Annotated in this window: 16 protein-coding genes and 1 pseudogene; 2 read left to right on the forward strand and 15 right to left on the reverse strand. The window is 70.3% G+C overall.

Translation table 11 applies throughout. From position 1 onward, the window contains the following. The 4 genes and pseudogenes from ACFW5B_RS26505 to ACFW5B_RS26520 form a co-directional block, all read right to left on the reverse strand. Positions 1-344, reverse strand: a pseudogene (locus ACFW5B_RS26505) (hypothetical protein); the annotation flags it as partial. Between the two features lie 48 nt (positions 345-392). After that, entirely contained in the window at positions 393-953 is a 561-nt protein-coding gene (locus tag ACFW5B_RS26510; protein ID WP_386444447.1) for a GNAT family N-acetyltransferase, read from the reverse strand. 81 nt (positions 954-1,034) lie between these two features. Beyond that, positions 1,035-2,960: a TIGR03960 family B12-binding radical SAM protein gene (locus ACFW5B_RS26515; protein ID WP_386444450.1), complete on the reverse strand. Its 1,926-nt coding sequence runs from the start codon at positions 2,958-2,960 to the stop codon at positions 1,035-1,037. Between the two features lie 87 nt (positions 2,961-3,047). Further along, positions 3,048-4,640 carry a CHAD domain-containing protein gene (locus tag ACFW5B_RS26520; RefSeq protein ID WP_386444452.1) on the reverse strand — a complete coding sequence of 531 codons (1,593 nt, stop codon included), beginning with the start codon at positions 4,638-4,640 and terminating at the stop codon, positions 3,048-3,050. 180 nt (positions 4,641-4,820) lie between these two features. On the opposite strand from ACFW5B_RS26520, the gene ACFW5B_RS26525 reads away from it, so the two are divergent. Then, the gene (locus ACFW5B_RS26525; protein WP_386444455.1) at positions 4,821-5,267 is read left to right on the forward strand and encodes an ATP-binding protein; all 447 of its coding nucleotides are present in this window, start codon (positions 4,821-4,823) and stop codon (positions 5,265-5,267) included. A gap of 7 nt (positions 5,268-5,274) precedes the next feature. On the opposite strand, the gene rodA is transcribed toward ACFW5B_RS26525, so the two are convergent. The 10 genes from rodA to ACFW5B_RS26575 form a co-directional block, all read right to left on the reverse strand. Beyond that, positions 5,275-6,489: a rod shape-determining protein RodA gene (gene rodA, locus ACFW5B_RS26530; RefSeq protein WP_386444458.1), complete on the reverse strand. Its 1,215-nt coding sequence runs from the start codon at positions 6,487-6,489 to the stop codon at positions 5,275-5,277. Beyond that, entirely contained in the window at positions 6,486-8,636 is a 2,151-nt protein-coding gene (gene mrdA / locus ACFW5B_RS26535; protein ID WP_386444461.1) for a penicillin-binding protein 2, read from the reverse strand. The genes rodA and mrdA overlap by 4 nt, the downstream gene beginning before the upstream one ends. Before the next feature lie 48 nt (positions 8,637-8,684). Then, positions 8,685-9,395, reverse strand: coding sequence for a rod shape-determining protein MreD (gene mreD, locus ACFW5B_RS26540; RefSeq protein ID WP_386444464.1), 711 nt, complete (start codon positions 9,393-9,395; stop codon positions 8,685-8,687). A 3-nt stretch (positions 9,396-9,398) separates the two neighbouring features. Further along, entirely contained in the window at positions 9,399-10,331 is a 933-nt protein-coding gene (mreC, locus tag ACFW5B_RS26545; RefSeq protein WP_386444467.1) for a rod shape-determining protein MreC, read from the reverse strand. A 249-nt stretch (positions 10,332-10,580) separates the two neighbouring features. Then, positions 10,581-11,600, reverse strand: coding sequence for a rod shape-determining protein (locus tag ACFW5B_RS26550; protein WP_003985182.1), 1,020 nt, complete (start codon positions 11,598-11,600; stop codon positions 10,581-10,583). Positions 11,601-11,894: 294 nt separating this feature from the next. Then, positions 11,895-12,308: a nucleoside-diphosphate kinase gene (ndk, locus tag ACFW5B_RS26555; protein WP_386444469.1), complete on the reverse strand. Its 414-nt coding sequence runs from the start codon at positions 12,306-12,308 to the stop codon at positions 11,895-11,897. Between the two features lie 113 nt (positions 12,309-12,421). Further along, positions 12,422-12,799: a DUF4233 domain-containing protein gene (locus ACFW5B_RS26560; RefSeq protein ID WP_386444471.1), complete on the reverse strand. Its 378-nt coding sequence runs from the start codon at positions 12,797-12,799 to the stop codon at positions 12,422-12,424. A 2-nt stretch (positions 12,800-12,801) separates the two neighbouring features. Next, on the reverse strand, positions 12,802-14,355 hold the full coding sequence (locus ACFW5B_RS26565) for a bifunctional folylpolyglutamate synthase/dihydrofolate synthase (RefSeq protein ID WP_386444474.1): 1,554 nt from the start codon (positions 14,353-14,355) through the stop codon (positions 12,802-12,804). 167 nt (positions 14,356-14,522) lie between these two features. After that, positions 14,523-15,977 (reverse strand): peptidoglycan D,D-transpeptidase FtsI family protein, encoded by a 1,455-nt coding sequence (locus tag ACFW5B_RS26570; RefSeq protein WP_386444477.1) that lies wholly within the window; start codon positions 15,975-15,977, stop codon positions 14,523-14,525. A gap of 233 nt (positions 15,978-16,210) precedes the next feature. Beyond that, positions 16,211-18,832 carry a valine--tRNA ligase gene (locus ACFW5B_RS26575; RefSeq protein WP_386444480.1) on the reverse strand — a complete coding sequence of 874 codons (2,622 nt, stop codon included), beginning with the start codon at positions 18,830-18,832 and terminating at the stop codon, positions 16,211-16,213. Between the two features lie 164 nt (positions 18,833-18,996). Here ACFW5B_RS26575 and ACFW5B_RS26580 point away from each other — a divergent pair, with 164 nt between their 5' ends. Then, positions 18,997-19,950: a hypothetical protein gene (locus ACFW5B_RS26580; protein ID WP_386444483.1), complete on the forward strand. Its 954-nt coding sequence runs from the start codon at positions 18,997-18,999 to the stop codon at positions 19,948-19,950. Positions 19,951-20,113: 163 nt separating this feature from the next. Here ACFW5B_RS26580 and clpX read toward each other — a convergent pair whose 3' ends face one another. Beyond that, positions 20,114-21,397 (reverse strand): ATP-dependent Clp protease ATP-binding subunit ClpX, encoded by a 1,284-nt coding sequence (gene clpX / locus ACFW5B_RS26585; RefSeq protein WP_386444486.1) that lies wholly within the window; start codon positions 21,395-21,397, stop codon positions 20,114-20,116. Between the last annotated feature and the right edge of the window lie 131 nt (positions 21,398-21,528).

Genomic DNA, 21,528 nt, shown 5'->3' on the forward strand with positions numbered 1-21,528 from the left:
CACAGCAGCCCCACGCCAAGTCCGCGCAGCAGCCAGGCGATTCCCCGCCCGAGCGGCGTCAGCACGTACTGCCGGAGAAAGCGCAGGGGGGCCACGACCAGCGTGCGCCAGGCCCAGGCCACGGGGAGCACGACGAGGGTGTGCCACAGCCAGGCGAGGCCGCGGCCGAAGGGGCGCAGCACGGTCCGGTGGAGGGCCCGGCCCAGGGCGGCCAGCGCGTCCCACACCAGACGCACCGGCACCACGAGCACCAGCACCACGATCCGTACCGGAATCCGGACCGCGGTGGTCAGACAGCCCTCGCCCGGCTCGTAACGGTCGGGCACCCGCCGGTCCTTGTCCATGGGCTCCATGTGGCCCTCCCCCTTGTACTTCGGTGCTTCGGTGCGCCGTTACGGCCGCTGACCGGCGGTGACCGCGGCCCGGTGGAACCAGTAGCGCAGCCGGTCGCCCCGCCGGTCCTCGAAGATCCCGCCGCAGGCCTCGATGACCTTACGTGAGCCGGTGTTGGTGTCGTCGCAGGTGACCAGCACCGGGTCGATGCCCAGCTCGTGGTGGGCGATCGGCAGTGCGGCGCGCAGCATCGCGGTGGCGTGGCCACGGCGGCGGGCGCCGGGGCGTACGGCATAGCCGAGGTGTCCGCCGTAGTTGAGCAACGACGCGGTGAGGGTGTGCCGGAAGGTGACCCGCCCCAGGTAGCTGCCGTCCGCCACCCACCACCGGGTGGTCGTCGGGACCGGACCGTCGTCGCGCTGCTCGTCCGCGACGCCGGCGGTCAGCTCGACGTACTCGGCGAACCCCTCGGCGGTCGCCCAGCGGGCTCCCCAAGTCCGCAGCTCCCGGGCCAGGCCGGAGTGCGGCACGGCCTCGGTGCCGTCGGCCCGGAACTCGTCCATCGCGGCGAGGAAGGAGGCATGGACATCGACGGTGGGCGCGATGAGCTCGGGGGGCATCGCCTCATTGTGCGGCAACGCACGGCGGCCCGGCCACGCGGGTGCGGGGCCGGGCCGGGCCGAAGGCGCGTACGGGAAGCGCTACTTGACGACCGTCAGCGGCAGCAGTTTCTTGCCCGTGGGGCCGATCTGGATCTGGGTGTCCATCTGCGGGCAGACACCGCAGTCGAAGCACGGGGTCCAGCGGCAGTCCTCGACCTCGGTCTCGTCGAGGGCGTCCTGCCAGTCCTCCCAGAGCCAGTCCTTGTCGAGACCGGAGTCCAGGTGGTCCCAGGGCAGGACCTCCTCGTACTCCCGCTCGCGGGTGGTGTACCAGGCGACGTCGACACCGAAGCCGGGCAGCGTCTCCTCGGCGGCCTTCATCCAGCGGTCGTAGGAGAAGTGCTCACGCCAGCCGTCGAAGCGGCCGCCGCCCTCGTAGACGGCGCGGATCACCGAGCCGACGCGGCGGTCACCGCGCGAGAGCAGGCCCTCGACGATGCCGGGCTTGCCGTCGTGGTAGCGGAAGCCGATGGAGCGGCCGTACTTCTTGTCGCCGCGGATCTTGTCCCGGAGCTTTTCGAGCCGGGCGTCCGTCTCCTCGGCGGACAGCTGCGGCGCCCACTGGAAGGGGGTGTGCGGCTTGGGGACGAAGCCGCCGATGGAGACCGTGCAGCGGATGTCGTTCTGCCCGGAGACCTTGCGGCCCTCGGCGATGACCTTGACGGCCATGTCGCCGATCTGGAGCACGTCCTCGTCGGTCTCGGTCGGCAGACCGCACATGAAGTACAGCTTCACCTGCCGCCAGCCGTTGCCGTAGGCGGTGGAGACGGTCCGGATCAGGTCCTCTTCGGAGACCATCTTGTTGATGACCTTGCGCATCCGCTCCGAGCCGCCCTCGGGCGCGAAGGTCAGGCCCGAGCGACGGCCGTTGCGCGTCAGCTCGTTGGCCAGATCGACGTTGAACGCGTCGACCCGGGTCGACGGGAGCGACAGGCCGATCTTGTCTTCCTCGTACCGGTCGGCGAGGCCCTTCGCGATGTCGCCGATCTCGGTGTGGTCCGCGGAGGACAGCGACAACAGGCCGACCTCCTCGAATCCCGTGGCCTTCAGGCCCTTGTCCACCATGTCGCCGATGCCGGTGATGCTTCGCTCCCGTACGGGGCGCGTGATCATGCCGGCCTGGCAGAAACGGCAGCCGCGGGTGCAGCCACGGAAGATCTCGACCGACATCCGCTCATGGACGGTCTCGGCCAGGGGGACGAGCGGCTGCTTGGGGTAGGGCCACTCGTCGAGGTCCATGACGGTGTGCTTGGACACCCGCCACGGGACACCGGAGCGGTTCGGTACCACGCGGGAGATCCGGCCGTCGGCCAGATACTCGACGTCGTAGAACTTGGGGACGTAGACACTGCCGGTCTTCGCGAGGCGGAACAGCAGCTCATCGCGGCCACCGGGCCGGTCCTCGGCCTTCCAGGCGCGGATGATCTCGGTGATCTCCAGCACCGCCTGCTCGCCGTCACCCACGACCGCGCAGTCCAGGAAGTCCGCGATCGGCTCGGGGTTGAACGCCGCGTGACCGCCGGCGAGGACGATCGGGTGGTCCTCGGTGCGGTCCTTGGCCTCCATGGGGATGCCGGCCAGGTCCAGGGCCGTCAGGAGGTTGGTGTACCCCAGCTCGGTGGAGAAGGAGACGCCGAGCACGTCGAAGGCGCCGACCGGGCGGTGCGCGTCGACCGTGAACTGTGGGACGCCGTGCTCACGCATCAGCGCTTCGAGGTCCGGCCACACGCTGTAGGTGCGCTCGGCGAGCACGCCCTCACGCTCGTTGAGGACCTCATAGAGGATCATGACGCCCTGGTTGGGCAGACCGACCTCGTATGCGTCCGGGTACATGAGCGACCAGCGGACATCGCACTCGTCCCACGGCTTGACTGTGGAGTTGAGCTCGCCACCGACGTACTGAATGGGCTTCTGCACGTGCGGGAGGAGGGCCTCCAGACGCGGGAAGACCGACTCGACAGGCATCGTGGTGATCTTTCATCAGCGGGCAGGGGTGACCCTCAAGCCTAACGTGCTCGCGGCGAAGCCTTGACGCGTCGGCTCCCGCGCAGGTCACGGCCGGAGCGCCGCCCGGTGCTTCGGCCGCGAGGCCTTCCGCCAGACGTCCGGCAGCGCCCGCTCCCGGTCGGCCGCCAGGGTCTCCTCGCGCCCGTACAGCAGGCCGAAGGTGAAGCCGCCCTCTCCGGCCTGCTGCGCCTGGGTCGCCAGCTCGCGCAGGGCACCGCGGGCCACGACGCTGTCCTGGTGGTCACCCAGCAGCTGCTGCACCCGCTTGGTCCGCTTGGCGAACTTCTTCGCCGGTCCGCCGAGCGCGGGGCGGGCGGCCTCCGCCGCGTACCGGGTGCGCTTGGCCGCCTTGCGGGCGCCGTGCAGCGCCTCGTCGCGCTCCCGTCCGGCGGGTGCGGTCAGCGCGGTCTCCATACGGCGGGCCAGCCGCCGGTAGTCCTTCAGCACGGCTCCGGCGACCACTTCGGGCGCGGGGCGGCCGGCGGCCTTGCGCAGCGGCGGCTCCGCCAGGAAGGCGTGCAGGGCCCGGAGCAGCGACAGATAGCGCGGCCCGTCCAGGGCGGCGAGCACACCGTCCCGCGCACCGGCCCGGCGCCGTTCGGACCAGATGGTCAGCCGGGCGTCCACCGGTCCGAGCCGGAGCGCACCGGGCGCCTCGGCCAGCGCCTCCCGGAGCCGCTCGGTCAGCACCTCGCGATCCCGCTCCACGCCCAACTCGGCGGCCAGCCACTTGAGTTCGATGCCGATGGGCTGGGTGACGGCGCGGTCGAGCACCTTGGTGTACGAGCGGAAGGCGCTGCGCAGCCGGCGGGTGGCGACCCGCATCTGGTGCACCGCGTCGGGCAGATCCCGCCGTACCGCGGGGTCCAGCTCGATGATCACCCGCACCTGCTCACGGGCGTAGCGCAGGACGACGTCAGCGGCGGTCCGTCCGGGCTTCTTGCCCTTGCCGGGCTTCTCGCCCTTGGCGGCCTTCTCGCCCTTACCGGCCTTCCCGGCCCCGTCGTGCCGCCCCGGGCCCGTCTCCGCCAGCGCCCGCGCCAGCTTCGACGCCGCGGAGGCGGGGCGCACCCCGGCCGCGGCCAGCGCCCGGTCGATCTCGTCCAGCAGTCCGGCGCCGCCCTTCCCGAGCAGCTCCACCTCGATCTCACGCCAGCGGCTCTTCGTGGGCCCCGGGCCGGCCTTCCCCGCCTCGGCGCCGTCGAGCCGCCACGCGCGCACCGCGTCCTCGGCCACCTCCGCGACCGGAGCGCCCGCGGCGTCCCGCAGCACCCGGACCGTGCGCCGCGTCCGCAGCCGTACGAGCGGGACCAGCTCCCGGTCCAGCGTGCGGGAGCGGACGAGCGCGGTGAGTTCCGGGGGCGGTGTCTCGGACAGCGGTGCCCGCAGCTCGTCGCGTACGCCCGGCGCGACCGGCAGCTTCAGATGCCAGCCCGCGTCCTTGCCGCCGGTGCGCCTGCGGAGCGTGAGGCCGTCCGCGGCGAGGCGCTGGTCGGCGGTGTCGTAGTAGACGGCGTCGAGCTCCTGGGTGCCCGCCTCTTCCACGGCGGCGACCCGGCCGACTCCGGTCAGGTCGGGCAGCCGGGTGCCGTCGTCGGCCTCGTACTTCCGCTCGATCTCCCGCACGGTGTCCGCCATGCATCGAATCTAGTCACCCCGTCCGGCCGGGACCACCCACGCGGACCGGGCTACTGTCACGGGGCCGGAATCCGCCGCAGCGGGTGGCACTCTCCGTACACCGTTGCTTACCGTGCGTGATGAGCCCGCCACGCAGAGTGGTAATGGGCGCACTCGACCCCTTAGGGGAGGGAGACACCCGTGCACCCCCAGACCGCACCCGTCACCCGGACACCCATCCGCGTCGCGGCAGGCGCCCGTGCGCATCTGCTGTCCACACCGAGCAGCCCCACCGCCCCGAAGGCCGCCCGCGACTTCGTCCGCGCGGTGCTGCGCCGTACGCCTCTGGTCCCGCTGCTCGACACCGCGGTGCTGCTCACCTCGGAGGCGGTGACCAGCTCCCATCTGCGGACGCCACGGTCCGCGGACATCCTGCTGCGGATGCTGACCACCGGCCACGGCCTGCGGATCAGCGTGCACGACGAGGCGCCGGTCCGGTTTCCCCGGCCGGCCCCGGTGGCCGGGGACCCGGAGGCCGATCACGGGCTGCTGCTGACCGCCCGGCTCGCCGACGACTGGGGCACGACGCCGTTCGGGGGCCTGCCGCGCTCCGCCTCCCTCTGGTTCGAGCTGCGTCTGGAGCGCTGACGCCGGGTCAGCGGGAGGCCGACAGCGGGCGCTGCACCCGGATCGACTGAAGCAGCCCGATCGCGATCCAGACCGCGAACATCGACGTGCCGCCGTAGGAGACGAACGGCAGCGGGAGACCGGTGACGGGCATGATCCCGAGGGTCATGCCGATGTTCTCGAAGGCCTGGAAGGCGAACCACGCGATGATGCCGGCGGCCACCACCGTGCCGTACAGCTCGGTGGACTCGCGGGCGATCCGGCAGGCGCGCCACAGGACCACCCCGAGCAGCACGATGATCAGGCCCGCGCCCAGGAAGCCGAGTTCCTCACCGGCGACGGTGAAGATGAAGTCCGTCTGCTGTTCGGGGACGAACTGACCGGTGGTCTGGCTGCCGTGGAAGAGACCGGATCCGGTCAGTCCGCCGCCGCCGATCGCGATCCGGGCCTGGTTGGTGTTGTAGCCGACACCGGCCGGGTCGAGGCTCGGGTTGGCGAAGGCGGCGAAGCGGGCGATCTGGTAGTCGTCGAGCAGTCCGAGCTGCCAGACCGCGACACAGCCGACGACTCCGGTGCCGACCAGGCCGAGAATCCAGCGGTTGGAGGCGCCGGAGGCGAGCAGCACCCCGAGGATGACGGCGCCGAGCACCATCACCGAACCGAGGTCGGGCATCAGCATGATGACGGCCACGGGCACCGCGGCCAGCCCGAGGGCCTGCACGACGGTGCGGTGGTCGGGATGCGGGCGGTCCCCCGCGTCGACCCGGGACGCCAGCAGCATCGCCATGCCCAGGGTGATGGTGATCTTCGCGAACTCGGCGGGCTGGAGGGAGAAACCGCCGGGGATCGCCAGCCAGGAACGTGAGCCGTTGATGGTGGCGCCCAGCGGCGTCAGCACCAGCAGCGCCAGCACGACCGAGAGGGCGTACATCACGGGCACGGCACCGCGCAGCGTGCGGTGGCCGAGCCAGATCGTGCCGGCGGCCAGCGCCAGGCCGATGCCGACGTTGAGGAGGTGGTGCAGGAAGAAGTAGTACTCGTCGCCCTTGTTGAGCTCGGTGCGGTTGCGGGTGGCGGAGAAGACCAGCAGCGAGCCGATCAGCGACAGCAGCAGGCAGGACAGCAGCAGTATCCAGTCCAGCTTGCGCAGCACCGAATCACGCGCCGTCAGCTTGCCCCAGGTGCCGAGCTCGGGGGTGTAGCGCCGGATCGAGAACGCCCGGGAGGTGTGGCTGGTCGTCATCGTGGGCTCTCCGATGCGGACGGCGACGGCGACGGCGGGACATACGGCTTGATGGGCTGGGACTGGATGGCGCCATCACTTTCGATCTTGGGCAGCTTGGCCTCCGGCTTCGGGAGCAGCGCGGCCTTCGGGTCGATGCCGCCCTTCTCGTCGACTCCGTACAGGGCGTTGTAGATGTTGCGCACGGCCGGACCGGAGGCGCCGGAGCCGGTACCACCCTGGGAGATGGTCATCACGATCGTGTAGTCCTTGGTGTACGTCGCGAACCACGAGGTGGTCTGCTTGCCGTAGACCTCGGCCGTACCGGTCTTGGCGTGCATCGGGATCTTGTCCTGCGGCCAGCCGCCGAACCGCCAGGCGGCGGTACCGCGGGTGGCGACACCGGCGAGGGCGCTGTCCATCTGCCCGAGGGTCTTCTGCGACACCGGCAGCCGGCCGTGCGAGTGCGGCTTGACCCGCTGGATGTGCTTGCCGTCGGGGCTGATGACGGCCTTGCCGACGGTCGGGTCGTAGAGCGTGCCGCCGTTGCTGATCGCGCCGTAGATGGCCGCCATCTGGATCGGGGTGACGAGGGTGTCACCCTGGCCGATGGCGTAGTTGATCGAGTCGTAGGCGTGCAGCTTCATGCCCTCCAGGCAGCCCTCCCGGGCGAGCTTGGTGCCGAAGTCCTTCTTCTTGGGCCAGGCCTTGGCCTGTTCGCACCAGCCGGCCTTGTTGGCCTTCCAGAAGTCGTTCTTCCACTTGCGGTCGGGGACCCGGCCGCGGACCTCGTTCGGGAGGTCGATTCCGGTCTCCTTGCCGAGGCCGAACTGGTGGGCCGTCTTGTAGAACCAGTTCTTGGCGTCCTTCTTCGGCTTGTCCCCGCCGTCCTTCCGCCACTCGTCGTGCGAGAGCCGGTAGAAGACGGTGTCGCAGGAGACCTCCAGCGCCCGGCCGAGGCTGATCGCGCCGTGGCTCTGCGACTCGAAGTTCTTGAAGACCTGGCCGCCGATGCTGTACGAGCTGGTGCAGGGGTAGTGGCCGTTGAAGTCGTAGCCCGCGTTGACCGCGGCCGCGGTCGAGATGACCTTGAAGATCGAGCCGGGGGCGGCCTGCCCCTGGATGGCGCGGTTCAGCAGCGGGTAGTTGGAGTCCTTGCCGGTGAGGTGGGCGTAGTCCTTGCCCGAGATCCCGCCGACCCAGGCGTTGGGGTCGTAGCTGGGGTTGGACGCCATCGCCACCACGCGGCCGGTCTTCGCCTCCATGACGACGACGGCGCCGGAGTCGGCCTTGTAGTTGGTGCCGGTGTTCTTGTCGTGCTCCTTGCGGGCGTCCTTCATGGCCTGGTCCAGCTGCTTCTCCGCCAGGGCCTGCACCCGGGCGTCGATGCTGGTGACGACGCTGGCGCCGGCCCGGCCCTTCTCGTTCTTGGCCTGGCCGATGACCCGGCCGAGGTTGTCGACCTCGTAGCGGGTGACGGCGGCCTTGCCGCGCAGCGCGTCGTCGTACGTCCGCTCCAGACCGGACCGGCCGATCTGGTCGGAGCGCAGCAGCGGCGAACGGCTGTGCTCGGCCTTCTTGATCTCCGCGTCGGTGACCGGCGAGAGATAGCCGAGGACCTGGGCGGTGTTGGCCTTGCCGGGGGCGGCGTAGCGGCGGACCGCGGTCGGCTCGGCGCTGATGCCGGGGAAGTCCTCGGAGCGCTCGCGGATCTGCAGGGCCTGCTGGGTGGTGGCCTCGTCGGTGATCGGGATCGGCTGGTAGGGCGAGCCGTTCCAGCAGGGCTGCGGCGTCTTGGAGTCGCAGAGCCGGACCTTGTTCCGGATCTCCTTCTCCGACATGCCGAGCACCTTGGCCAGCCGGCCGAGCACGGCCTTGCCGTCGTCCTTCATCTTCAGCAGCTCGGTACGGCTGGCCGACACCACCAGACGGGTCTGGTTGTCGGCCAGCGGCACCCCGCGCGCGTCGAGGATGGAGCCGCGGGTGGCGGGCTCGATGACCTGCTGGACGTGGTTGTTCCTGGCCTCGGTGGCGTACTCCTGGCCGTTGCGGATCTGCAGGTACCAGAGCCGTCCGCCGAGGGTGAGCAGCAGCGAGAAGACCAGGATCTGGATCGCGATGAGCCGGACGCTGACCCGGGAGGTCCGGGATTCCGGGAGATTACTCATGGCGCGACGCGCCTCCATGAGGGGTCGTGGTCGAGGGGCGGGAGAGCGTCACAGCCGCTTGACCCCCTTGATGCGGCCCACCTTGTCGCGGGCCGACTTGCCGAGCAGACTGCCGCGCTGGCCGCCGATCCGGACGCCGGAGCGCACCGACTTCATGGCGCCGCGGCTGGCCTTGAGGCCGGTGCCGGTGGTGAGCCAGCCGTATCCGGAGCCGCCGGAACCGCTCGTGCCGCTCGTGCCGTCACCGGTCAGCGGATCGCCCTCGGTTCTGCGCGCCGCGGCCATCACCAGCGGGACCACGAACGGGGCCAGCAGCAGGTCGTAGAGGGTGGCGCTGAGCAGCAGTCCGACGATGCCGACGTGCCGGGCGGCGGTGTCGCCGACCAGCGCGCCGACGCCCGCGTACATCAGCGTCGAGCCGACCGCGGCGCCGAGGACGACGATCAGCGGCAGCGTCGCCGAACGGTGCCGGCCGGACTCCGGGCGGGTCAGGCCCGCCGCGTAGCCGATGACGCAGAGCACCAGCGCATAACGGCCGATGGCGTGGTCGGAGGGCGGGGCGAGGTCGGCCAGCAGCCCGGCGAAGAAGCCGACGAGCGCGCCGCCGACATGGCCGTGGACCAGCGCCAGGCCGACCACCACGAGCAGCAGCAGGTCCGGTACGGCGCCGGGCAGTTGGAGTCGGGCGAGGATGGTGACCTGGATGACGAGGGCGACGACCACCAGCGGGGCCGAGAGCAGAATCCGGTTGATGCGCATCGGTCAGCTCCTGGGAGGGACGCTCGCGGAGGGGGTGGCCGTGACGGTGACCGTCGGTGCCGGCTTGGGCTTGGCCGGCCGGGGCGGCAGGACGGTGTCCCGCGGATCCTCACGGGGCGGCTGGACGACCACGCCGACGATGTCGAGCTGGGAGAAGCCGACGAACGGCCGGACCTGGAGGGTGCGGGTCAGATCGCCGTTGAAGGGCTCGACCCGGACGACCCTGCCGACCGGCACACCGGGCACGAACGGCTTGTCCTTGCTGGAGCCGAAGGTGACCAGGCGGTCGCCCTTCTTGATGTTGGCCCGGCCGTTGAGCAGCTGGACACGCATCGAGCGGACGCCCTGCCCGTTGGCGAAGCCGATCTCGTTGGTCTTCTCCATGCGGGTGCCGACGGTGAAGTCCGGGTCGGCGGCCAGCAGGACGGTGGCGGTTTCGGCGCCGACGGTGGTGACCCGGCCGACCAGACCGTCGCCGTTGAGCACGGTCATGTCGCGGCGGATGCCGTCGCGGCTGCCGGCGTCGATGGTGATGGTCCAGGAGAAGCCCTGGGCCGAGCCGATGGCGATGACCTGGGCGCCCTTGATGGCGTACTGGCCGGTGCCCGCGGTCTTGAGGATCTTGTCCAGCTCGGCGGCGCGGCTGCGGTTCCGGTCGGAGGAGCCGAGCTTGGCCTTCAGGGCCTCGTTCTCGTGCTCCAGCTTGCTGATCCGGTTGTGGCGCCGGCCGGAGTCCCGTACGGCACCGACCGCGTGGCCGACCGGGTCGACGACGCGGGCGACGCCGCTCTCGACCGGGCCGAAGGCGGAGGCGGCGGCTTGCCGGGCACCATCGAGCGGGGACTGTTCGCCGCCGCGGATATCGACCGTGATCAGCGCGAACGCGATCGCGACCAGCAGCACCAGAAGCAGCCGGCTCTCTCGTGTGTCCCTCACGTGCGGCGGCCGTGTCCTTCCTCGTAGGACCGGCCGGCTGCGGGCCCCGCCGGTCTCGTTCGGGAGTTGAGCGTTGTGCCTGATGTGACGGTGCCGGCCGGTGGAGCGCCGGTGCACCGTGTCTGTCGGGGTGTTCGGGCCGTCCCCCGGCCGGTCCGGCGGACGGACCGGCCGCGGTCGCCGGGGTCCCCGCCCGCCGCGTCCGCCGCTCGGCGGGCGCGGCCCGGGGCGGTTCCCCCGGCCGTGTCGCTACCTGCGCGGCTGGGAGTCGAGGACCTGCTGGAGCGCCTCGAACTCCTCGACGCACTTGCCGGAACCGAGCGCGACGGAGTCGAGCGGGTCCTCGGCGATGTGGATGGGCATACCGGTCTCGCGGCGCAGCCGCTCGTCGAGGCCGCGCAGCAGGGCGCCGCCTCCGGTGAGCACGATGCCGCGGTCCATGACGTCACCGGACAGCTCCGGCGGGCACTTGTCGAGGGTCGTCTTGACCGCGTCGACAATGGAGTTGACCGGCTCCTCGATGGCCTTGCGGACCTCGGCGGCCGAGATCACCACGGTCTTCGGCAGGCCGGAGACCAGGTCCCGGCCACGGATCTCGGTGTGCTCGTCCTGCTCCAGGTCGTACGCCGAGCCGATGGTGATCTTGATGCTCTCGGCGGTGCGCTCGCCCAGCAGAAGGCTGTACTCCTTCTTGATGTGCTGGATGATCGCGTTGTCGAGCTCGTCGCCGGCCACCCGGATGGACTGCGCGGTGACGATGCCGCCGAGCGAGATGACCGCGACCTCGGTGGTGCCGCCGCCGATGTCGACGACCATGTTGCCGGTGGCCTCGTGGACCGGCAGGCCCGAGCCGATCGCGGCGGCCATCGGCTCCTCGATGATGTGGACCTGGCGCGCGCCGGCCTGGGTCGAGGCCTCGATCACCGCGCGGCGCTCAACTCCGGTGATACCGGAGGGAACGCACACCACGACCCGCGGGCGGGCCAGGTAGCGGCGCTTGTGGATCTTCAGGATGAAGTAGCGGAGCATCCGCTCGGTGATCTCGAAATCGGCGATCACGCCGTCTTTCAGGGGCCGTACGGCGACGATGTTGCCGGGCGTACGCCCGATCATCTTCTTCGCCTCAGCACCCACCGCGAGGATCCCGCCGGTGTTGGTGTTGATGGCCACGACCGACGGCTCGTTGAGGACGATTCCGCGGCCCCTGACGTACACCAGCGTGTTGGCGGTCCCGAGGTCGACAGCCATGTCACGGCCGATGAACGACATGTTGTTCCCCATGAGGATACGTCTGGCCTTCCCAACTGGAGCGAATGCTTACTGGAGGTCGGCAGGAGGTGATGCGCTGTGAGGCGCGGAAGTCTCCATCGTAGTTCGTAGTGCGCCCACTCGAACACGTCGGGAGGCTGTTCTGCCATTGTCAGCCGTACACGCACCCGCCCCCCTCAATGGTGACGTCGTGTCGCGGTGATGCGTTCCCCCGATCGTGTCGGATACACCAAAGGGCGACCGATGATTTTCTCGGTCGCCCCAGGTCACGGGGGGTGTGCAGCTGATGACGCGTCAGGAAATGCCGGGGAAGAAAATCTTGATCTCGCGCTCGGCGGACTCTTCGGAATCCGAGGCATGGATCAGATTCTCCCGGGTGATCGTCCCGAAGTCCCCACGAATGGACCCACTCGGCGCGGCAATCGGGTCAGTCGGACCGGCCAGCATCCGTACGCCCTCGATGACCCGCTCGCCCTCGACGACCATCGACACGACCGGACCGGAGGACATGAACTGGACCAGCGGCTCGTAGAACGGCTTGCCGACGTGCTCCGCGTAGTGCTGCTCCAGGATCTCGCGGTCCAGGCCGCGCAGCTCCAGCGCACTGATCGTCCAGCCGGCCTTCTTCTCGATACGGCCGATGATCTCGCCGATCAGACCGCGCTTGACGGCGTCAGGCTTGAGGAGGACGAGGGTGCGCTGGCTCACGAAGGGACTCCCTGAATTGAACAAACGGTCAGCGGGTGCACTGAGGCTACATGGGGGACACGGCGCCTCGCGGCGCAGCCCCCGGCCCCAGGGACGGCCCGTGGAACCGGCTCCTAGGCCGGTTTTCCGGCCGGTTCGCCGGACGCGTCACCGGCCGCCCCGGACTGTGCCGCCCAGCGGGCCTTCGCGTCATCGATCTTGCGGCCGAAGTGGACCGACGCCCACCACAGGGCGGCGAAGACCACCCCGAGGAAGAACATCGCCGGTACCACGAAGCCGCTGGCGATCAGGGCGGCCTGCAGCGCCCAGCCGAGCGTGACACCACCCGGACGGGTCAGCATCCCGCACAGCAGCAGGCTCAGCAGCATCGCGATCCCGCTGACCGTCCAGATCGTGGCCGTGGACAGGTCGGACATCTGCATCGCGACCAGGCCGGCGAAGCCGATCACGAAGAATTCGCCTATCAGAGTGCTGGCACACAGCGTGCGCACGGTCAGCCCCTTCCCAGCAGCAGTCGGGCCTCGCCGACCGTGATCACCGAACCGGTCACCAGCACACCGGCGCCGGAATACTCGCCCTCCTCCTCGGCGAGGGTGATCGCCGCCTCCAGGGCGTCGTCGAGCCGCGGCTCCACCTGGACCCGCTCGGCGCCGAAGACCTCGACGGCGACGGCCGCCAGCTCGTCCGGGTCCATCGCACGATGGCTGGAATTACGGGTCACCACGACCTCGGCGAAGACCGGCTCGAAGGCCTCCAGGAAGCCCCGTACGTCCTTGTCGTCGCTGGCGCCGACCACGCCGACCAGCCGGCTGAAGCCGAACGCCTCGGTGACCGCCTCGGCCGCCACCCGCGCACCCGCGGGGTTGTGTGCCGCGTCCAGCACGACCGTGGGGCTGCGGCGCACGACCTCCATCCGGCCGGGCGAGGTGACCGCGGCGAACGCGGAGCGGAGGGTGTCGATGTCGAGCGTGCGGGCGTGCTCGGAGCCGACGCCGAAGAAGGCCTCGACCGCGGCGAGCGCCACCGAGGCGTTGTGCGCCTGGTGGGCGCCGTACAGCGGGAGGAAGATCTCCGGGTACTCGCCGCCCAGCCCGCGCAGCGTCAGCATCTGCCCGCCGACGGCCACCTCCCGGGAGAGCACCCCGAACTCCATGCCCTCACGGGCGACGGTGGCGTCCACCTCGACCGCGCGCTTGAGCATCACCGACGCCGCGTCCACCGGCTGCTGGGCCAGCACGACCGTGGCGTCCTTCTTGATGATCCCGGACTTCTCGCCGGCGATCTGCTCGGGTGTCTCCCCCAGCCGGTCGGTGTGGTCCAGCGAGATGGGGGTGATCACGGCGACATCGCCGTCGATGACGTTCGTCGCGTCCCAGGTGCCGCCCATGCCGACCTCGACGACCGCCACGTCCACGGGGCTGTCCGCGAAGGCGGCGTACGCCATCGCCGTCAGCACCTCGAAGAACGACAGGCGGTACTCCTCCCGGCTGTCGACCATCTCCACGTACGGCGCGATGTCGCGGTACGTCTCGATGAAGCGCTCGGCGGAGATCGGGCCGCCGTCCAGGCTGATCCGCTCGGTGACGGACTGGACATGCGGGCTGGTGTAGCGGCCGGTGCGCAGGTCGAAGGCGGAAAGCAGGGCCTCGATCATGCGGGCGGTGCTGGTCTTGCCGTTGGTGCCGGTGATGTGGATGGAGGGGTAGGCGCGCTGCGGCTCGCCGAGGATGTCCAGCAGCGCCGCGATGCGCTGCACCGACGGGTCGAGCTTGGTCTCACCCCAGCGTCCGGCCAGCTCCTCCTCGACGGCGCGCAGCGCACGGTCGACCTCGGGGTCGGCCGGACGGGCGGGAATCCCGTCCCCCTGCGGCGGCCCGGCCTGGGCGCGCAGGGTCCGGCTGCCGGCCTCGATCACCGCCAGATCGGGGGTTGGGGTCTCCCCTGACCGAGCGGAGTCGAGATCTTGGGGAAGGTCGGTCTCCGCCTCGACCAGCTCGTCGAAGGCATCGTTCGGGTCGGGCTCGTCGTTCTGGGGGCGCTCGCTCACGCCGACCAGTCTACGAGGCACGTCTGACAGCGGTGCGCTGGCTTGCCCTCCGCCGCTACCGCGGGGCGGCCGGGGCGGCCGGCCCGGTCCGCGCCCCGGCGTGCGCCCCTGCGCGGGGGCCTCCGCCCAGGGGCCTCTGTGCGGGGCCCCTGCCCGGGATCCCGCACCTACGGCAGCGCGGCCTTCATCATCGCCCGTGCGATCGGGGCGGCCAGCCCGTTGCCGGAGACCTCGTTGCGGGCGGCGTGCCCGTCCTCGACCATCACGGCCACCGCCACCCGGTGCCCCTTGCCGTCCTCGGCGTACGAGACGAACCAGGCGTAGGGCGTACCGCTGTTGTCGACGCCGTGCTGGGCGGTGCCGGTCTTGCCGCCGACGGTCCGTCCGTCGATCTTCGCGCCGGAGCCGGTGCCCTCGTCCACCACCGTCTGCATCGCCGACCGCAGCTGCTGGGCGGTGCGCGCGGACATGGTCTTGCCGTCGCCGTAGGTCTTCGGTGCGTAGTCCTGGACGGTGTTGCCGCCGGCGTCGGTCAGCTTGTCGACGAGCTGCGGGGTCTTCAGCTCGCCGCCGTTCGCGATGGCCGAGGTGACCATCGCCATCTGCAGCGGGGTCGCCTGGTCGTTGAACTGGCCGATACCGGACAGCGCGGTCTGCGCCTCGTCCATGTCGCCGGGGTAGACGCTCTTTCCGGCCCGCACCGGGGTGTCCACCTTGCCGTCGTTGAAGCCGAACTTCTCGGCCTGCGCCTTCACCTTGTCCTTGCCCAGGTCGACGGCCATCTTCGCGAAGACGGTGTTGCAGGAGTACTGGAGCGCGGTGCGGATGTCCGCGTTCTTGCAGGGTGCGGCGCCGTTCTCGTTGGTGAGCCTGGTGCGGGTGTGCGGGAGGGTGTACGGGTCGGGGCTGTGGGTGGGCTCGTCGACCGACGCGTACAGCCCGTTCTCCAGGGCGGCCGCGGCGACCACCAGCTTGAAGGTGGAGCCGGGCGGCAGCGGCTGCCGCAGCGCCCGGTTGATCTCGGGGTGGTCGGGGTCGGCGGCCATCTTCTGCCACGCCTTCTGGTCGGCCGAGCCGGACCCCGCGAAGGTCCCCGGGTCGTACGACGGGGTGCTCACCATGCCCAGAATCCGCCCGGTGGCCGGGTCCAGGGCGACGGCGGCGCCCTTCTTGCCGTCCAGTGCCCGGTAGCCGGCCTTCTGGACCCGGGCGTCGATGGTGGTGGCCACGTCACCGGCCTTGGCCCGGCTGCGGGTCAGGGCGTCGGCGGGGCTCTGCAGCCGGCTGTCGGAGCCGTCCAGCAGATCGCCGTACAGGTTCTCCAGCTGATTGCTGCCGAAGGTCTGCGAGGTGAAGCCGGTGACCGGGGCGTACAGCCGGCCGTCCTTGTAGGTCCGCTTGTACTTCAGGGTGTCGGAGGTGGCCGCGGAGCCGGTTACCGGCTCCCCGTCGACCAGGATGTTGCCCAGCGGCGCCGCGTACTTGCCGATCGTCACCCGCGGATTGTGCGGGTCCTCCTTGTAGTCACTGGCCTTCGCACCCTGGAGCCAGGTCGCCCAGCCCATCAGCGCGACGATCAGGGCCAGGCAGAAGACCGCGGCCCGTCGCAGGGGTTTGTTCATCGGGCGCGGCTCCTTACGGGACGTGCGGTGCTGCCGGGACCCCGGCATACCGGTCCACCGTGCCTCGACGAGATGAGAGGGCGATGAGAGCGCGATGAGAACGGCCGGACGGCGGGCGGGGACCGCCCCGCCGGGCCCGGCACGTCCGCGTCCGGCCGCCGCCCGCCGGGAACGCCGCAGGCCCCCCGCCCGTGAGGACGAGGGGCCTGTGGCGTTCTCGGGGGCAGCCGCCGTTACGCCTGGGGCAGCGCCGCGATCTGCGCGGTGATCCGGACGATGTCCGCCTCCGCGGCCTCCAGCCGGCCGCGGATCTTGTCCACGACCTTCTCCGGCGCCTTGGCCAGGAACGCCTCGTTGCCGAGCTTGGCGGTGGCCTGCGCCTTCTCCTTCTCGGCCGCGCCGAGATCCTTCGTCAGCCGCTTGCGCTCCGCCTCGACGTCAATCGCGCCGGACAGGTCCAGGGCGACCGTGGCGCCCGCGACCGGCAGCGACGCGGTGGCGCTGAAGTCCTCACCGGCCGGCTGCAGCCGCAGCAGCGAACGCATCGCGGCCTCGTGCGCGGCCAGCGCCGTACCGGACAGGTCCAGCTGCGCGGGGACCTTCTGGCCCGGCTGGAGCCCCTGGTCGGAGCGGAACCGGCGGACCTCGGTCACGACCTGCTGAACGGTCTCGATCTCCCGCTCCGCCGCGGCGTCGCGGAAGCCGGAGTCCTTCGGCCAGTCCGCGATGACCACGGACTCGCCACCGGTCAGCGCCGTCCACAGGGTCTCGGTGACGAACGGGACGATCGGGTGCAGCAGCCGCAGGGTGACGTCCAGGACCTCGCCCAGCACCCGGCGCGAGGCGTCGGCGGCCGGGCCGCCCGCCATGAAGGTGGTCTTGGACAGCTCGACGTACCAGTCGAAGACCTCGTCCCAGGCGAAGTGGAAGAGCGCATCCGACAGCTTCGCGAACTGGTAGTCGTCGTAGTACGCGTCGACCTCGGCGACGACCGAGTTCAGCCGGGACAGGATCCAGCGGTCGGTCGCCGACAGCTGCTCGGCGGGCGGGAGTTCGCCCTCCACCGTCGCACCGTTCATCAGCGCGAAGCGGGTGGCGTTCCAGATCTTGTTGGCGAAGTTACGGGACCCCTGGACCCAGTCCTCGCCGATCGGGACGTCGACACCGGGGTTGGCACCACGGGCGAGCGTGAAGCGGACGGCGTCCGAGCCGTAGGAGTCCATCCAGTCCAGCGGATTGACCGCGTTCCCGAAGGACTTGGACATCTTCTTGCCGAATTGGTCACGGACCATGCCGTGCAGCGCGATGGTGTGGAACGGCGGGGTGCCGTCCATCGCGTACAGCCCGAACATCATCATCCGGGCGACCCAGAAGAAGAGGATGTCGTAGCCGGTGACCAGGACGGAGTTCGGATAGAACTTCTCGACGCTCGGGGTCTGTTCGGGCCAGCCGAGCGTGGAGAACGGCCACAGGCCGGAGGAGAACCAGGTGTCCAGGACGTCGGTGTCCTGGTGCCAGCCCTCGCCGCTCGGCGGCTCCTCGTCCGGTCCGACGCAGACGACCTCGCCGTCCGGGCCGTACCAGACCGGGATGCGGTGGCCCCACCACAACTGCCGCGAGATGCACCAGTCGTGGAGGTTGTCGACCCAGCCGAAGTAGCGGGACTCCATCTCCTTGGGGTGGATCTTGACCTTGCCGTCGCGGACCGCGTCACCCGCGGCCTGCGCCAGCGGGCCGACCTTGACCCACCACTGCATCGACAGCCGCGGCTCGATGGTGGTCTTGCAGCGCGAGCAGTGCCCGACGGAGTGGGTGTACGGGCGCTTCTCGGCGACGATCCGGCCCTCGGCGCGCAGCGCGCCGACGATCGCGGAGCGGGCCTCGAAGCGGTCCAGGCCCTGGAAGGGGCCGTGCGCCGTGATGACACCGCGCTCGTCGAGCACGGCGAGGTTGGGCAGCCCGTGCCGGCGGCCGATCTCGAAGTCGTTCGGGTCGTGGGCCGGGGTGACCTTGACCGCACCGGTGCCGAACTCCGGGTCGACATGCGCGTCGGCGACGACCGGGATGCGGCGGCCGGTCAGCGGGAGCTCGATCTCGGTGCCGATGAGGTGGGTGTAGCGCTCGTCCTCCGGGTGGACGGCGACCGCGGTGTCACCGAGCATCGTCTCGGCCCGGGTGGTCGCGACGACGATCGAGGCGTCACCCTCGCCATACCGGATGGAGACCAGCTCGCCGTCGTCGTCCTGGTACTCCACCTCGATGTCCGAGATGGCGGTCAGACAGCGCGGGCACCAGTTGATGATGCGCTCGGCACGGTAGATCAACTCGTCGTCGTGCAGCCGCTTGAAGATCGTCTGAACGGCGCGGGAGAGCCCCTCGTCCATCGTGAAGCGCTCACGGGACCAGGCGACACCGTCGCCCAGGCGCCGCATCTGGCCGGAGATCTGGCCGCCGGACTCGTTCTTCCACTGCCAGACCCGCTCGACGAACGCCTCACGGCCCAGGTCGTGCCGGGAGGCGCCCTCCTTGGCGAGCTCGCGCTCGACGACGTTCTGGGTGGCGATACCGGCGTGGTCCATGCCGGGCTGCCAGAGGGTCTCGTAGCCCTGCATGCGCTTACGGCGGGTGAGCGCGTCGATGAGGGTGTGCTCGAAGGCGTGCCCCAGGTGCAGGGAGCCGGTGACGTTCGGCGGCGGGATGACGATGGTGTACGGCGGCTTGTCGCTCTTCTCGTCCGCCTCGAAGTAACCCCGCTCTACCCAGCGCTCGTACAGCGGCCCCTCTACATCGGCCGGCGTGTACTGAGTCGGCAGTTCGGGGGCGCTGTGGTTGCTCTGCTGAGTGTTCTCGGTCACGACGCACAGTGTACGGGCGCCCATGTAGCAGCTTCGAATCGGTTTCGCCCCCGGGGCACCGGCTGTCGGCGGCGTCGTACAGGATGGCCGCAGCGCATCAGCAGCACGCAGAACTTCACACGCAGAACTCAACTGAATTCAGTTGTCACGAGGGGAACCGCTCCATGAGCTTCAACCAGCCGCCTCCCGGCCCGTACGGACAGCAGCCCCAGCAGCCGGGCCCGTACGGCCAGCCGCAGCAGCCGCCGGCGCCCCAGCCGGGTTACGGCTACCCGCAGCAGGGCGGCCAGGTGCCTCCGCAGCAGGGCTACGGCTACCCGCAGCAGGCCGGCCAGGCGCCCCCTCAGCAGGGCTACGGCTACCCCCAGCAGCCGCAGTCCGGCTACGGCCAGCAGGCCCCGTACGGCGGCCAGCAGACGCCCTACGGCATGATCCCGCAGGGTACGGAGCCAAGCGGCGGCAACGGCAAGAAGATCGGCCTGATCGCCGGCGCGGTCGCGGTCGTCGCGGCGATCGGCGTGGGCGCGTACTTCGTCTTCGGCTCGGGCGGGGACGTGGCCCCCTACACGATCTCGCTGCCGGACAAGCTCCTGAACGGGGAGTACAGCCAGGCGCCCGGCTCCCCGGCCGGTGCCGCCGAGGACTTCTCGAACGACAAGGACGCCAAGGCGATGGGGATCACGGAGAGCAAGGGCGTCTCCCGCAAATACGCCAACGCCAGCAAGCTCCAGCTGACGGTGGGCGGTGTCTACGGCAAGGTCGCGGACCCCGAGTCGGCCGTGGACCAGGCGTTCGCCAAGCTGGACGCGGACCAGAAGAAGAACATGTCGAACCAGGGCCTCAAGGTCGAGACGGTCTCCGGGCCGACCGAGTACTCGCCGGCCGACTTCGACGGTGCGGTCATGAAGTGCAAGGAGCAGAAGCTCACCGCCTCGCAGAACGGCATGAACGTCTCGGTGAGCTTCTCGCTGTGCATCTGGGGCGACAGCAGCGCCGTCGGCACGGTGTCGGTGGTCCCGACCCCGTCCCCCAACGGCGCCTCCGCCACCGCTCCCAGCCCGGAGCAACTGGCGGAGAAGACCGCCAAGATCCGCAACGAGGTCCGCAAGGAGAAGTAGCCCCCGGCCCACACGGCCATCGAGGCACCGAGGCGCTCGACGGGGAACGCTCGTCGAGCGCCTTCGGCCGCGCGCAGTCCTGCGCACGCCTCCCCAACACACCACCGCCCGGCAGCCGTTCAGCTGCCGGGCGGTTCGGTTTCGGTGAGCGGCTACCCGCGCCTCAGGCGCTCTTCTCCTGCGGCTCACCCGACTCGCCGCGGCCCCGCGGGACCAGGGTCGGGTTCACGTTCGAGTGGACGACGTCCTCGGTGATGACGACGCGGGCGACGTCCTTGCGGGACGGGATCTCGTACATCACCGCCTGGAGGACCTCCTCCATGATGGCGCGCAGACCACGGGCACCGGTGCCGCGCAGGATGGCCTGGTCGGCGATGGCCTCCAGGGCCGGGCGGTCGAAGTCCAGCTCCACGCCGTCGAGTTCGAAGAGGCGCTTGTACTGCTTGACGAGCGCGTTGCGCGGCTCGACCAGGATCTGCAGCAGGGCCTCGCGGTCGAGGTTGTGGACCGAGGTGAGGACGGGGAGGCGGCCGATGAACTCCGGGATCATCCCGAACTTCACCAGGTCCTCCGGCATGACGTCCTGGAGCTGGTCCTTGGACTCGATCTCGCGCTTGGAGCGGATCGTGGCGCCGAAACCGATGCCCTTGGCACCGGACCGGGCCTCGATGATCTTCTCCAGGCCGGCGAAGGCACCGCCGACGATGAAGAGGACGTTGGTGGTGTCGATCTGGATGAATTCCTGGTGCGGGTGCTTGCGGCCGCCCTGGGGCGGCACGGAGGCGGTGGTGCCCTCCAGGATCTTCAGCAGCGCCTGCTGGACGCCCTCACCGGAGACATCGCGGGTGATCGACGGGTTTTCGCTCTTCCGGGCGACCTTGTCGATCTCGTCGATGTAGATGATGCCGGTCTCGGCCTTCTTGATGTCGAAGTCCGCGGCCTGGATCAGCTTGAGGAGGATGTTCTCCACGTCCTCGCCGACATAACCGGCCTCCGTGAGCGCCGTGGCGTCGGCGAACGCGAAGGGGACGTTGAGCATCCGGGCGAGGGTCTGCGCGAGCAGGGTCTTGCCGGAGCCGGTGGGGCCGAGCAGCAGGATGTTGGACTTGGCCAGCTCGATGCCCTCATCGCCGCGGCCGGGGCCGTTCTCGCCCGCCTGCACCCGCTTGTAGTGGTTGTAGACGGCGACCGACAGCGCCTTCTTGGCGGGCTCCTGGCCGACGACATAGCCGTTCAGGAACTCGTAGATCTCCCGCGGCTTGGGGAGCTCCTCCCACCGCACCTCGGAGGTCTCGGCGAGCTCCTCCTCGATGATTTCGTTGCAGAGGTCGATGCACTCGTCGCAGATGTACACACCAGGTCCCGCGATGAGCTTCTTCACCTGCTTCTGGCTCTTCCCGCAGAATGAGCACTTGAGCAGGTCGCCGCCGTCACCGATGCGTGCCACGAGGTGCTTCCCCTTCGCCTGGGATCCGTATTGCTCCACGGACCCGGGTGCTTGCCTATCGACGGTACCTTGCCGGGCCCCCCGTTCGGGCCCCCCTTGGCCGGACTCGGTTCACTCGGTCCCGGCCCGGC

The organism is Streptomyces sp. NPDC058773 (assembly GCF_042746015.1).
In the GTDB taxonomy this organism is placed as follows: Bacteria; Actinomycetota; Actinomycetes; order Streptomycetales; family Streptomycetaceae; genus Streptomyces.